Raw genomic sequence first — 13,136 nt, forward strand, 5'->3', positions numbered from 1 at the left:
GACCCGCGACGGCACTCAGCCGCGCGGCGTGACCGGCGCCGCCGACACGGTGCCCTCGGCCGCCAGGGCCTCGAACAGCGCGTGCGACGCCCGCAGCACCAGGCCGTCCTGGTGCCGGGCCGCGACCAGCTGCGCTCCCACCGGCAGCCCGTCCGACGCCGTGCCGCACGGCACGGTGGCCGCCGGCTGCTGGGTCAGGTTGAACGGGTAGGTGAAGGGCGTCCAGCCGGTCCACCTGGTCAGGCCGCTGCCCGGCGGGACCTCGTGGCCCGCCTCGAACGCGGTGCGCGGCAGCGTCGGCGTGACCAGCAGGTCGTAGGTGCGGTGGAAGCGGCCCATCAGCACCCCGAGCGCCATCCGTGCCTCAACGGCACCCAGATAGTCCAGGGCGCTCATTGACGCGCCGAGGCGGCACACCTCCCGAAGCCCCGGGTCGAGCCGCCCGAACTCCTCGGGGGACAGGTGCTCCACCACCTTGGCGGCGCCGGCGAACCACAGCGTGTGGTACGCCTCGACCGGGTCGGCGAAGCCCGGGTCCGCCTCCTCCACCTCGGCCCCGAGACCGGCCAGCACGTCGACCGCGTGCCGGACGCGCGCGGCGACATCCGGCTCGACCGGGGCGCCCGCGAGCGTCGGGCTGTAGGCGACGCGCAGCCCGCGCACGTCCTGATCCGCGTCCAGTTCGGCACCGAAACCGCGCTCGCAGGGCGGCAGTCCGGACCAGTCGCGGTCGTCGGCGCCGCACAGCACGTCCATCATGAGCGCGGCGTCGGCGACCGTACGGGTCATCGGCCCCGCGTGCGAGAGGGTGCCGAAGGGGCTCGCGGGGTAGAGCGGGATCCGCCCGTACGTGGGCTTGAACCCGAAGACGCCGCAGAAGGCGGCCGGGATACGGACCGAGCCGCCGCCGTCGGTGCCCACGGAGAGCGGGGCCAGCCCGAGCGCGACGGCGGCCGCGCTGCCCCCGCTGGAGCCGCCGGACGTGCGCGTCACGTCCCACGGGTTGCGGGTGACGCCGGTGCGCGGACTGTCGGTGACGCCCTTCCAGCCGAACTCCGGGGTGGTCGTCTTGCCGACGAGGACGGCGCCGTGTTCGCGCAGGCGCGCCACCGACGGCGCGTCCTGCTCCCAGGGCGCGCCGGGGTCCGTGCTCAGCGAGCCGCGCAGCGTGGGCAGGCCCTTCGTCAGCAGCAGGTCCTTGATGGAGACCGGCACCCCGTCGAGCAGCCCGCACGGCTCACCCCGCCGCCAGCGGTCCGCGGAGGCGGCGGCGTCACGGCGGGCCGACTCGGGGTCGACCAGGCAGTAGGCGTTCACCAGCGGGTCGAGCCGCTCGATCCGGTCGAGTACGGCGTCGACGACCTCGACGGGCGAGAGGTTGTTGTCCCGATAGCCCGCGACCAGTTCGGTGGCGGTCCGTGCGCACAAGTCGTCCCGCGCGTCGGGCCGCCCGGCCCGCCCCGCGCCGGCGTCCTGGTCGGTGGCTGCGGTCATGACGAGCCCTCCTCGGTGTGCGGGGTGCCGCCCGGTGCCTCGCCGACGGGCACGTACCCCAGGGTCTTGTCGACGACGTTGCGCAGGGGCCGGCCCGCGGCCCAGCACGCGAAGTTGGCGAGGAACAGCTCCGCGAGGTCCTCCAGCCAGCCGTGGGTGTCGGCCGACATGTGCGGGGAGATCAGCAGTCCCGGCACGCTCCACAGGGGGCTGTCGGCCGGCAGCGGCTCCTGGCGCAGCACGTCCAGCGCGGCCCCCGCGAGCCTGCCCTCGTGCAACGCCGCCACCAGGTCGTCCTCCACGACGAGCGGGCCGCGGCCGACGTTGACGAACCGTGCGCCGCGCTTCATCCGTGCGAACAGGGTCGCATCGAACAGGTCGGCGGTCTCGTCGGTCAGCGGCGCGGCGCTCACCAGCCAGTCCGCCTCCGGCAGCAGACCGGGCAGTTCACCGAAGCCGTGCACCCGGCCGAACTCGGCGTCGTGCGGGCGCGCCCTGCGGGAGACCAGCGTCACCCGCAGCCCGAGGGCGCCCAGCACCCGGGCCACGGCCCGTCCGATGGGTCCGCCGCCGACCACCACCGCCCGGGTGCCCGCCACGCGCTCGGTCGCCCGGTGCTGCCAGGTCCGCGAGCGCTGGCGGTCGAGGGTGCCGGGCAGGTCCTTGGCCATGGCGAGGACCAGTCCCGCCACGTACTCGGCGATCGGTTCCTCGAAGACACCGCGGGAGTTGGTGATCACGGCGTCCGAGCGCAGCAGCGCGGGGAAGAGCAGCTTGTCCACGCCCGCGCTCGCGGTGTGCACCCAGCGCGGTCCGCCCTCCTCGGGCCAGGCGGCCGGCAGCGCGTCGGTCAGGAAGTCCCACACCAACAGGGCGTCGGCCGCGCGCAGCGCGTCGGCGAGATGGGGCTCGCCCACGCGGCGCAGCCGGGCGCGGTCCTTGATGCGGTCCAGGAGCGGCGGCTCCTGTTCTCCCAGCACGACGACGAGGGGGAGTTCGGTCGTCCTCATGCCCAGCCCTTCGGTCGCTGCGATGCGCGCCTGGTCCGGTCCGTGTCGGTCCTTGGAACCGATTGACACCCTAGGGGCCGTTCCGTAGGATTGTCAACAATCTACAGTCGGTCTCGGGAGGGCGATCGCACGTGGCTGACCGCATCACGACGGTGGGTTTCCTCTACCCCGGCCACTCCGCGGAGGACGACTATCCGCTGCTGGAGGACCTGCTCGGCCCAGGAGTACGACTGCCTCTCGCGCACACGGACATGGGGGAGGACGCGCACCGGGTGGACGCCCTCTTGGAGATGGGCGCCATCCACCGGCTCACCCGGGGACTGGCGGAACTCGAGCACCACGACATGGACGCCGTCATGTGGGCCTGCACCAGCGCCAGCTTCATCTACGGACGCCACGGCGCCGGCCAGCAGGCCGCTGAGCTCGCCCAGGCCGCGGGCGTCCCGGCGTCCAGCACCTCCTTCGCCTTCGTGCACGCACTGCGGGCGCTCGGTGTGCGCAGCGTCTCCGTCGCCGCGACCTATCCGGAGGACGTCGCCGGGTACTTCGTCCGCTTCCTTCAGGAGTCGGAGGTGCGGGTGGCGCAGGTGTCGGGGAGGGGCATCGTCACGGCGGCGGAGGTCGGTACGCTCTCCCGCGAGCAGGTCGTCGACCTGGTCAAGGCCAACGACCACCCGGAGGCGGAGGCCGTCCTGCTCCCGGACACTGCCCTGCACACCGCCGCCTGGCTGGACGAACTGGAGGGGGCCGTCGGCAAGCCGGTGCTGACCGCCAACCAGGTCACCGTCTGGGAGGGGCTGCGGCTCGCCGGGGACAGCGCCCCGCGGACCGGCCTCGGACGGTTGTTCCGTGAGGGCGCCACTCCGCCCACGCCGTCCGCCGCCGGGTGACGGCGGCACCGAAGAAGGAGAAGAGAACATGCCGGGAGCCAAACGGCTGCAGCCCGTCAGACGGGAGCCCGCCGCCGTCGCGATCGCCCGCCGGCTGACGGAGGCGATCATGGACGGGACCCTGGCGCCCGGCACCCAGCTCGGGGAGGCCGAGCTGGCCGCGGAGCTCGGCGTCAGCCGAGGCCCGCTGCGCGAGGCGATGCAGCGGATCGTCCAGCAGGGCATCGCCCACAGCGAACCGCACCGCGGAGTCTTCGTGACGACCCTCACGGAGGACGACGTACGCGACATCTACCTCGCCCGTACGGCGGTCGAGTCCGCCGCGTGCCGGCTGATACTGCGACGTGATCCGCAGGGCACGGCGGACCGGCTCGCGGCTGTGCACCGCGCCATGGCGGAGGCCGCGCGACGCGGCGACCCCACGGCGCTCAGCGCGGCGGACACCGAACTGCACCAGGTGCTCGTCGAGGAGTCCGGCAGCCCCCGCCTGAAGCGCATGGCGCAGACACTCTTCGTCGAGACCCGTATGTGCATCACGGCGCTGCAGGACAAGTACCCCGTGCCGGACGTGATGGTCGACGAACACGCCGCGATCATCGAGGCCATCCGCGACGGAGACGAGGAGCGGCTGTTGCGGCTGGTGGACGAGCACATGCAGGACGCCGTACGGAGGCTGACCGAGGGGCCGGAGGGGGCGGTCCCTGGGGTGCCGTCGCGCACGGAAGCCGTCAGCGGTTGACCCTCGGCGCCTCGGTGCGCCGCAGGAGAGGCGAGCGGGGTGCCCCGGGCGGGGCCCGGAACCGGTTCGGATCCCCGGCCCGTGTACGACGGGCCGGGGATCCGTGTCAGGCGCCCGGTGGACGGAGCGCCGGCCCCATTACGGCGGGCCGGAGTTCCGCGTCGCCGGCGTCGTACGGCCCGCTCAGTAGTCGTCGTCCCTGTCACCCTTGTGGCGCTCGACGACACGGAAGCTGGCCACGACACCGTCCTTGACCCTCACGCCGCGGGTGCAGCCGGGCCGCACGCCGTCGCTGGTGCTGTGGGGGCCGACGGTGGCGATGGGCGCGCCGTTGTCGCAGGTCGCGCCGCGGAAGACCTCGACGGTACGGCGGCTGTCGTTGCGGACGTTGAGGCTGGTGGAGCCCAGGCCGCTGACCACGGTGATGCAGCCGCTCGGACGGGCCGAGTAGGACCGCTCGTTGATGTGGATCCAGCCCTTGTCGAAGTCCCTGTCGCCGCCGCGGTCGCCGCCGCGGTCACCGCCGCGGTCGCCGCCGCGGTCGCCGCCACCGCCACCGCCACCGCCGTAGCCGTTGTCGTCTTCGTCGTCGTTGTTGTTGTTATTGCCCTTGTTCCCGTTGTTTCCGTTGCCGCTCTGGGTGCCGCCGTCCAGAGGGGCCTGGGCGGGAGCGGGCGCCTGCCGGACGACGGCGGGTGCCGGGGCCGTCCGGGCCTCGGGCGCGGAGGCGGCCGCGGCGTAGGTGATGCCGGTCGCGGTCAGGGCTGCGGCCGCCGCGACGGCCGCGCTGATCGCGTGCGATCGGGACATGATCATGGCACTGCTTCTCCTGTCTCAGAGATGAGCTCGGCTCGGCGGCCGATGTGTGATTGAACGTACTAACGCCCCCAATGGCTGTCATTTCAGGCATATCGAAATCGAGGCTTCGCATGGTCGACGGGGGCGTCCAGGACGTTGTTCCGGAGAGCTGATGCCATGTCAAAAGGGTGCGAGGCGCTGGCCGATTGACTGGCGATTAGGCCTTACAGGTGATCTCCTGATGCTCGCTCACCCATGTGGCGGCGGCGGGGCGGAGCTCCCGGCGCGTCGTGCTTGACGTGCGGGCCGCCGGGGTGGTGGGAGAGCGGGCGCGGCGGCGCGGCCCGCCGCGGCGGGCCGCGCACTGACCCCCGTCATGCGGGGGCGGCCACGACACGGTCGGGGACGGTTGCCTGCCAGACGGCGAGGAGCAGCAGGGTGCAGGTCTCGGCCAGCAGGCTGAGGAGGGCCTGCGGGGCGGGTTGCAGGCCCTTCTCGGTGAACCCGAACACGCCGACGGTGCGTGAGGCGGCGAAGCCGGCGAGGGCGCCGAGGGCCACACCGGCCGCGGCCACTCTCAGCAGTGGCGGCATCCCGATCAGCAGCAGGGCCGCGACGGCGAAGGAGACGCTGGCCTGGAGCAGGAACAGGAGGCCGACGACGTGGATGAAGCGGTACTCGTCGACGTAGAGCTGGGCGTGGATGTAACCGCTGCCCGCGAGTGTGGCGGCGATCGCCGCACGCAGGGTGGCAGAGAGGACGCGTCGGTCGCTCATGCCAGCCTCTGATCCTTGACGGCCAGTTCCCGGTCGCCCTGCCGGAAGCCGACGGTGCGGATGCCGAGGGCGTCCTTGAGCTGCCGGGCGGGCACGACCTGGGGAGTGGGGGCCGGGGCCCGGCCGGGCTTCGGCAGCGGGTAGGCGGTGGTGGTGGCGGAATGGAAAGTGATGTTGCCCTCCGTCTTGGTGAACAGCTGATGGACGTGCCCGTTGAGGCAGGTGACCGAGGAGAACCGGCGCAGCAGGGCGATGACCTTCAGGGCATCGTCCGTGCTCCAGCCCCACCGCGGGTACATGGCGAACAGCGGTATGTGGCTGAAGACCACGACGGGGGTGTCCGAGGACACTCCCGCGAGGTCCTTGCGGACGAAGTCGATCTGCTCGTTGCCCAGGTGGCCGAGCTTCTCCAGGCTCAGGGTGTTGACCAGGGCGACGAAGTGCACACCGTGGGTGTCGAAGCTGTACCAGCCGTCGCCGAGCGTGCCCCTGCCGAAGGTCTGCCGGTAGGCGCGGCCCGCGTCGCCGATGGAGTCGTGCTCGCCCGGCACGGTGAAGACGCGGTCGGTCCGCATGCCGGTCATCATCTGTTTGACCTGGTCGAACTGGGACTTCGTGGACAGGTGGGTCAGGTCGCCGCTGTGCATGACGAAGTCCGGCCGGAAACCGAGTGAGTTGACCTGGTGGATCGCTTCGGTGAAGGAGCCGGCGACGTCCGTGTTCGCCGGGCCGTCGAAGCCGATGTGGCTGTCGGAGACCTGGACGAACCGCAGCGCCCCGTCGCTCGCGGCGGCGGCGTTCGCGACGGTGGCCTGGGAGCCGGCGATGTGGCTGATCACCTCGCCGCCGGCGGCGGTCAGCACCACTGCTCCGCCGAACCACCCCGCGTGCCGCATGAGTTGGCGCCGGGTCATCCCGTGCTCCTCGGCGGGCGGCTCGGCATCGGCGTCCGGCAACCGGTCGTGACGGTCGGGGTACTCGGTCATCGGGTCACCTCCACGGTGGCGGTCATGAACGGGTGGATCGTGCAGAGATAGGCGTAGGTGCCGGGCTTGGTGAACGTGTAGCGGTAGGTGTCGTGGGTGGCCAGGGCGGCGGAGTGCAGCGGGCCGCCCGACGAGGTGCTGGTGACGGTGTGGGCGTCGGTGTCCTCGTTGGTCCAGGTCACGGTCGTGCCCGCGGTGACCTTCAGGGTGGCCGGGGAGAAGGCGAAGTTCTTGATCGCGACGGTGTGCCCCGACACCGGCGCCGTCGACGATCCCTTGCCCGGGCTCATGGACATGGTCATGTGGGGCATGGGCGAGTCGCTGGGGTGGGAGCCCCCCGTGCCGCCCTGCACGTTCTGGCCGGTGTCACCGGGCATCCCGGCCGTCTGGTGCTGCCCCTGGCCGGGTGTGAGGGCTCCGGCTCCGCTGGGCGAGGAGTCCGAGTGGCCGCACGCGCTCAGGAGACCCAGCGCGCCGGCGGTGGCGACGGCGGCGCCGGCCAGGGTGGCCGCGACGCGGGATCGCCGGCCTGGTGGACGAAGATTGAGGTGCATGATCGTGGTCCTTGCTGATCCGGAGGGGGCCGGGGGCGGGGGTGTGCCGGCGGGGCACACGATCGGCCCTTGTCTGGCTCCACGGGTGGCAGGTGCCGCAAGGTTCGGTTGATTCGCACCTTTTGTGGGATTTATTGGCGATCACGCCGAGCGCGGCAGGCTTCGTACTGTCCGCAGCGTCACCGGCGTCCTGCCCTGTGTTGCACGGCGAAAGCAGGACATATATGTGATGATCGGCATATGCCCTGGAGTTCCCGAAAACGTGGGCCGACGACCGATCCGGATCGCTCCGCGAGCCGTGTCTCCGGTAAAGGGACCGTTTCGACCGCCGACGAGGAACTGCTTCGCACTCTGTACGCCGAGCACGCGGGAGCCCTGTTCCACTACGTGCTGCGGCTGACCTCAGGAGACCGGCAATGGGCCGAGGACGTGGTGCAGGAGACGCTGCTGCGGGCGTGGCAGCACCCCGCCGCGTTCGACCCCGCACGCGGCCCGGCCCGGGCATGGCTGTGCACGGTCGCCCGGCACCTGGTCATCGACGCCCACCGGGCCCGGCAGGCCAGGCCTGCCGAGGCGGACGGCGAGGCATTCCAGCGGGCCGCCGAGCAGACACCGGCCGAGGACCAGATCGAGCAGGCGCTGCAGAGCTGGGCGGTGGCCGACGCGGTCCGGACGCTGTCCCCGGACCACCGAGCCGTACTGCTGGAGACGTACTACCGGGGCCGGACCATGGCGCAGGCCGCGGAGGTCCTGGGCATCCCCCTGGGCACCGTGAAGTCGCGGACCTACTACGCCCTGCAGGCCCTGCGGCTGGCGCTTCAGGAACGGGGCATCGAGCCATGAGCGCGCACGGCGGGAGGTGTGGACCATGAACGAGAACGCGGACCACGAGGATCTCCGGCTGGCGCTGGGAGGCTACGTCCTGGGCGCGCTGCCGCCCGCGGACATGGAGCAGGTGCGCGCCCACCTCGCGGTGTGCGACGAGTGCCGGGCGGAGCACGCCAAGCTGGCGGGACTGCCCGCGCTGCTGTCGACGGTCACCGCGGCCGAGATCTCGGACCGGACGGTGCCGGCGCCCGGCGACGAACTGGCCGATCGGCTGGTGGCCCGGGCGGCCGAGAGCGCGCGGGGTTCCGCGCCCGCACGGCCCGACGCGGCCACGGCACCGCCGGCGCCCGAGCCGGGCCTGCTCGACCGGCTGCTCCAACAGGCCGCGGCCCGGCGCCGCAGGACCTGGCGGCTGCAACTGGCGGGCGCCGCCGCCTCGTTGATGTTCGTCGCGGCGGCGGCCGGCGGCACCTGGCTGGCCACCGTCGGAAGCGTGGGCCCCGAGGCGACACGGCCCGCACCCACCGCGCCGACGCCCGTACGCACCTTCTCCGGAACCGATCCCGTCACCGGTGTCTCGGCGTCGGTGAAGGTCTCCGCCGCCGCCTGGGGCAGCGTGCTCCAGGTCTCCGCCAAGGGTGCGCCCGCCGGAATCACCTGCCGGCTGCAGGCCGTCGGGCCCGGCGGGGCAAGGGTCGACGGCGCGACCTGGCGAGCGGGCGAGTACCCGTCCGGCACCATGATCCCAGGGGCGGTCGCCATGTCTCCGACGGCCATCGGGCACTTTGAGATCGTCGCGGGCAACGGCCAGAAGCTGGTCACGGTCCGCGCGTGAGAAAAGCCGCAAAAGTGTCGAACCGTCCGGCACCCGCCAACCGTGAAACCCAATGAGCACACCCTCGGAGTTTCCGGAAGGAACAACCGCCCCCGCCGTCCTCGGCGGCCTCGCGCTCCGGCTTCCGCACCTTGCACAGAAGAGCCAGAAGACCATGTCTGTGACCCAATTCCCCCCGACGAACGCGCCGCTCCCGCGGCCGTGGCGCCACCAGGCACAGCTCACCCTGCCCGCGCACGAGGCGCATGTATCCGCCGCCCGTCATTTCGCGGCGGACCTGCTGGGGTGCTGGAGCGTTCCCGACAGCGAGCGCGACTCCGCCGTCCTCATCGTCGACGAACTCGCCGCCAACGCCGCCCGGTACGGCCGCGAGTCGATGACGCTGCTGCTCGTCCTCGACCACGACACCCTGCACATCGTGGTCACCGACTCCGGAACTCCCGTGGAGCACCGCCGACATGACGTGGCCCCGGACGAACACGGCCGCGGCACCGGCATCGTCCAGTACCTCGCGCAGTCGACCGAGATACACCAGACGTGCGGCGGCCGCGAAGTCCGCGCCCACCTCCGGTGCCGCGCATGACCGGCCGCGACCACGGCTGTGAGCCGTGCCGTCACGCCGGGCCCTGCGGCGCGGGGACCGCGAGCATCGACCCGGCCACCGGCGGGGGAAACGTCGACCCCGGCACCGGCGAGGGATTCGACGCCCCGGTCCCGCGGCAGGCCTACGCGAACGCCCCGTGCCTGCGCCGCGAGATGCACGAGGTGCTCGCGCTCGGGGCCGAGCGAGACGGCCGCCAGGCCAGGTCCGTCACCGCTCCGCCCCGCGATGCCCTGACTGCCGAGCGCCTCCTGCTGCTGCGCCGGGCCGCCCTCATGGACCGGATGGCGCTGGACGCCCCCGGCACCGACGCGGTCGGCGCCGCGATACGCACCGCCGAGGAACTCGTGCTGTACGACCGCCGCCACCCCGACCTGGTCGCCGGCCCGCACCGCCCCGACTCGGTCGAGTTCGACCTCGGCCGCCGACCCTACGTCCGCCAGGAGTACGCCGCCTGGAGCGCCGCCGGGTTCCCCGCCGGCTGACACCGTTCTCGGCGCCGCCGCGCCCCGGAAGGCAGAACCCCGGCCCGATTACGGCGGGCCGGGATTCTGTGTCTTCGTGGTGCGGGCGTCAGAGGTCCGGCGCGATTACGGCGGGCCGGCGTTCCGCTTCGCCTGCGTGGTGCGGCTGCCTCTAGTAGTCGTCCCCGTAGTCGTCCCCGTAGTCGCCTCGGTCACCCCGGTCGTCGCCGCGGTCGCCGCGGTCACCGCGGCCGCCCCAGTCGTCCCAGTCGTCGTAGCGGTCGATGACCCGGAAGCTGCCCACCACCCCGTTCTTGACGAACACGTCGCCGGCCTGACCGGGCGTCACGCCGTTGCTCTCGCTGCGGGGTCCGACGGTGGCGATGGGGGCGCCGTTGTCGCAGGTGACCCCGCGGAAGACCTCGATGGTCCTGCGGCTGTCGTTGCGGATGTTCAGGCTCGTGGAACCCAGGCCGCTGACCACGACGACGCAGCCGCCCGGGTGGGCGGAGTAGGAGCGCTCGTTGATGTGGATCCACCCCTCCTCGTAGTGGCGATGATTGCCGCCATGATTGTTTTCGTGGCCTTCGTTGCCCTTGCTGTTGTTGTTGTTCCCGGTGTCGCCGCCCATCGGGGCCTGGGCGGGAGCGGGCGCCTGACGGACGGCGGGAATCGCCTGGGACGGTTCGACGGCGGCCGAGGCGTAGGTGATGCCGCTCGCGGCCAGGGCCGCGGCAGCCGCGACGGCGGTGGTCATCGCGTGCGAACGGGTGATGATCATGGCTCTGCTTCTCCTGTCTCAGGGAGCGATCGGCTCGGCAGCCGATGTGTGATCGAACGTACTGATGCCCCCCATAGCTGTCATTTCGGGAACAACAGGGACGAAGGCGGCAGGGGCCGATCGGGGCATCCGGAGCGCTCGCGCACCTCCTCCGCGGACAGGGGCGGAGAAGCAAAGTGCCATGTCGGATTGGCGGATTGACGGACAATTAGCCCTTGGAGGTGATTTTCTGACGCCGAGTCACCTTTGGAGCAGCGGGGAGCATCGTCCCGTACGGCGGGTCGGTGCTTGACATGCCGCCGTCCTGTGTCCTCCGGCCCCTCTGATCATCCGTCACTTGGCAGGGGCCAGGGGCTATCCGTCGATCCGTTCGCGTCGGCGGCGGAGGAGGGCCGGCCGGCCGGCGGTGGCGGTGCCGCCACGGGCGGCGGCGCGAGCGGGTCCGTCCGGGAGTGTGAAGGCGAAGACCGCGACCACCGCGGCGATCGCCGCGAGCGCGAGGTAGGCGTGCTGGTAGGCGGTGACGGGCGGGTCCGCGGCCGTCGCCGGCGGGGTGCCCAGGACGAGGGCGGTGGTGACCGCCGCCGGCGCGAGTGCGCCACCGGTCTGGCGCACGACGGTGTTCAGCGTGGAGGCCTGGGCCAGGTCCTGCCGGCCGATCGTGGCCAGCGAGGCCACCGTCGTCGGCACGAAGAAGCAGCCCATGGCGAGGCCGAGCAGGAACATGTAGCCGCGGAAGGTCCACAGGCCGGTGTGCGCATCGCAGGTGGCGAAGAGCAGCAGCACCCCGCACACGCCGACCAGGCCGCAGCCGATGATGAGGCGCGGACCGACCCTGGCGTACAGGACGCCGACGACCTGGACGGTCAGCAGGACGCCGAAGGCCTCGGGGAAGGTGGTGAGGCCGGACTCGAGAGCCGTACGTCCCTGTGCCTGCTGCAGGAAGAGCGGGCCGATGTACATGGCGCCGAGGATGGGGATCAGGCCGACCAGGTTCATCAGGTTGGTGTCCCGGAAGAGCCGGTGCCCGAACAGACGGAGCTTCAGCAGCGGTTCCTGCACCCTCAGTTCGACCACGACCGCCGAGGCCAGCAGCCCCGTCCCCACCGCCAGCGAGACGATGACCGCGGCCGACGACCAGCCGCGGTTGGGGCCCTCGCAGATGCCGAACATCACGCTGCCCAGTGCGGCCGCGCTCAGCAGCAGGCCCGGCAGGTCGAAGCGCCCCGGCCGGCCGCCGCGGTGCCCGCCCAGGAACAGCGCCCCGAACAGCGCGGCCGGCAGGCCCACCGGCAGATTGACGTAGAAGACCCACCGCCAGGTCAGGTGGTCCACCAGCAGCCCGCCGAGGACGGGCGCGGCGGCCGGCGCGATCTGCTGAGGAATGATCATGTAACGGGATATGCGCACCTGCTCCGAGGAGGTGAAGGTGGCGAACAGCAACGCAGCCGAGGCGGGAAACAGCACGCCGGCCGAGAGTCCCTGCACCGCACGGTAGGCGACGAGTTGACCGAGGGATGCGGCCGTGCCGCACAGCAGCGAGGCGGCGAGGAAGCCGACCAGCGCGGTCAGCAGGACGCGCTTTCCGCCGAACCGCTCGACCAGCCAGGCCGACGCCGGGATGGCCATGGCCAGGGCGACCGGGTAGACCACGACGACCCCGTCCAGGGCCGCCGTCGTCAGGTGGAACTGCCGGGCGATGGCCGGCAGCGCCACGGTGGTGATCGCGCCGTCGGCGATGGCGATGAAGGTCACGCTGACGCACATCACGGGGACGACGAGGCGCTGGCTCAGGCGGGAGGAGAAGGAGGAGGGGAGGGGGAGAGCAGGCAGCGCGAAGCGACGTGGAGACACATGCTGAGCATACACACTATGTGTCTGCTCATAGAATGGGTTTTCGCTCGCGGGCAGAGTCGGGGGCAGAAGGGAATCGAGACGTTCCATGGCGGTGCACGGCAGCAGCGACATCCTGGTCGACGAGCTCTACGAAACGACGTACCGGTTGCGGCAGTTCGTGGAGGCCCGGTTGCGGGAGGGGGGAGCGTCGGTCGCCCGGCTGCGCGCGCTGAGGATGCTGGCCCGGGCGGAACAGCCCCTGCGGATGCGGGACCTGAGCGAGATGGCGGGGATCGCGGCCCGGACCACGACCACCATCGTCGACAGTCTGGAGCGCGACGGATTGGTGGAGCGGGTGCGCCATCCTCGGGACCGGCGGGCGTTCCTGCTGCGTCTGACCGACGAGGGCTTGCGCTGCCATCGCGAGGCGGAGGAGATCGACCGCGTGGCGCTCGCCGAGGCGACGGCGGCCCTCACCGCCGAGGACCGCGAGCGACTGCGTGCCCTGCTCGCCCGCATTCGCGAGACCACCGGCTGACGACGG

Annotated in this window: 15 protein-coding genes; 7 read left to right on the forward strand and 8 right to left on the reverse strand. The window is 72.1% G+C overall.

From position 1 onward, the window contains the following. Positions 1-15: 15 nt before the first annotated feature. Positions 16-1,494: an amidase gene (locus IE318_RS10945; RefSeq protein ID WP_189899124.1), complete on the reverse strand. Its 1,479-nt coding sequence runs from the start codon at positions 1,492-1,494 to the stop codon at positions 16-18. Next, positions 1,491-2,504, reverse strand: coding sequence for a D-2-hydroxyacid dehydrogenase (locus IE318_RS10950; protein ID WP_189899126.1), 1,014 nt, complete (start codon positions 2,502-2,504; stop codon positions 1,491-1,493). Before IE318_RS10950 ends, IE318_RS10945 begins: the two co-directional genes overlap by 4 nt. Before the next feature lie 143 nt (positions 2,505-2,647). Between IE318_RS10950 and IE318_RS10955 the strand changes: the two genes are divergently transcribed. Continuing rightward, complete coding sequence (locus tag IE318_RS10955) at positions 2,648-3,394, forward strand: maleate cis-trans isomerase family protein (protein ID WP_078917283.1); 747 nt, start codon at positions 2,648-2,650, stop codon at positions 3,392-3,394. A gap of 28 nt (positions 3,395-3,422) precedes the next feature. Next, on the forward strand, positions 3,423-4,133 hold the full coding sequence (locus IE318_RS10960) for a GntR family transcriptional regulator (RefSeq protein WP_189899128.1): 711 nt from the start codon (positions 3,423-3,425) through the stop codon (positions 4,131-4,133). Positions 4,134-4,316: 183 nt separating this feature from the next. Here the strand turns inward: IE318_RS10960 and IE318_RS10965 are convergent, their stop codons facing one another. From IE318_RS10965 to IE318_RS44815, 4 genes are all read right to left on the reverse strand, one after another. Continuing rightward, complete coding sequence (locus tag IE318_RS10965) at positions 4,317-4,949, reverse strand: hypothetical protein (protein ID WP_229903442.1); 633 nt, start codon at positions 4,947-4,949, stop codon at positions 4,317-4,319. Positions 4,950-5,305: 356 nt separating this feature from the next. Further along, positions 5,306-5,707, reverse strand: coding sequence for a hypothetical protein (locus tag IE318_RS10970; RefSeq protein ID WP_189899130.1), 402 nt, complete (start codon positions 5,705-5,707; stop codon positions 5,306-5,308). After that, complete coding sequence (locus IE318_RS10975) at positions 5,704-6,693, reverse strand: metallophosphoesterase family protein (RefSeq protein ID WP_189899132.1); 990 nt, start codon at positions 6,691-6,693, stop codon at positions 5,704-5,706. Before IE318_RS10975 ends, IE318_RS10970 begins: the two co-directional genes overlap by 4 nt. Then, complete coding sequence (locus IE318_RS44815) at positions 6,690-7,247, reverse strand: cupredoxin domain-containing protein (protein ID WP_229903443.1); 558 nt, start codon at positions 7,245-7,247, stop codon at positions 6,690-6,692. Before IE318_RS44815 ends, IE318_RS10975 begins: the two co-directional genes overlap by 4 nt. Positions 7,248-7,487: 240 nt before the next feature. On the opposite strand from IE318_RS44815, the gene IE318_RS10985 reads away from it, so the two are divergent. The 4 genes from IE318_RS10985 to IE318_RS11000 all read left to right on the forward strand — a co-directional run bounded on the left by IE318_RS10985 (position 7,488) and on the right by IE318_RS11000 (position 9,996). Then, positions 7,488-8,090, forward strand: coding sequence for a sigma-70 family RNA polymerase sigma factor (locus tag IE318_RS10985; RefSeq protein ID WP_107473394.1), 603 nt, complete (start codon positions 7,488-7,490; stop codon positions 8,088-8,090). A gap of 25 nt (positions 8,091-8,115) precedes the next feature. Then, complete coding sequence (locus IE318_RS10990; protein ID WP_030176913.1) at positions 8,116-8,910, forward strand: anti-sigma factor family protein; 795 nt, start codon at positions 8,116-8,118, stop codon at positions 8,908-8,910. A 154-nt stretch (positions 8,911-9,064) separates the two neighbouring features. Then, complete coding sequence (locus tag IE318_RS10995; RefSeq protein WP_229903444.1) at positions 9,065-9,493, forward strand: ATP-binding protein; 429 nt, start codon at positions 9,065-9,067, stop codon at positions 9,491-9,493. Next, on the forward strand, positions 9,490-9,996 hold the full coding sequence (locus tag IE318_RS11000; RefSeq protein ID WP_229903445.1) for a hypothetical protein: 507 nt from the start codon (positions 9,490-9,492) through the stop codon (positions 9,994-9,996). The genes IE318_RS10995 and IE318_RS11000 overlap by 4 nt, the downstream gene beginning before the upstream one ends. Before the next feature lie 151 nt (positions 9,997-10,147). Here the strand turns inward: IE318_RS11000 and IE318_RS11005 are convergent, their stop codons facing one another. Beyond that, positions 10,148-10,756 carry a hypothetical protein gene (locus IE318_RS11005; protein ID WP_229903446.1) on the reverse strand — a complete coding sequence of 203 codons (609 nt, stop codon included), beginning with the start codon at positions 10,754-10,756 and terminating at the stop codon, positions 10,148-10,150. 354 nt (positions 10,757-11,110) lie between these two features. Next, entirely contained in the window at positions 11,111-12,511 is a 1,401-nt protein-coding gene (locus IE318_RS11010) for a DHA2 family efflux MFS transporter permease subunit (protein ID WP_373311148.1), read from the reverse strand. Positions 12,512-12,698: 187 nt separating this feature from the next. On the opposite strand from IE318_RS11010, the gene IE318_RS11015 reads away from it, so the two are divergent. Beyond that, complete coding sequence (locus IE318_RS11015) at positions 12,699-13,130, forward strand: MarR family winged helix-turn-helix transcriptional regulator (RefSeq protein WP_030176922.1); 432 nt, start codon at positions 12,699-12,701, stop codon at positions 13,128-13,130. The last annotated feature ends 6 nt before the right edge of the window (positions 13,131-13,136 follow it).

Origin of the sequence: Streptomyces spiralis, from assembly GCF_014654675.1 — a bacterium.
Lineage (GTDB): Bacteria > Actinomycetota > Actinomycetes > Streptomycetales > Streptomycetaceae > Streptomyces > Streptomyces spiralis.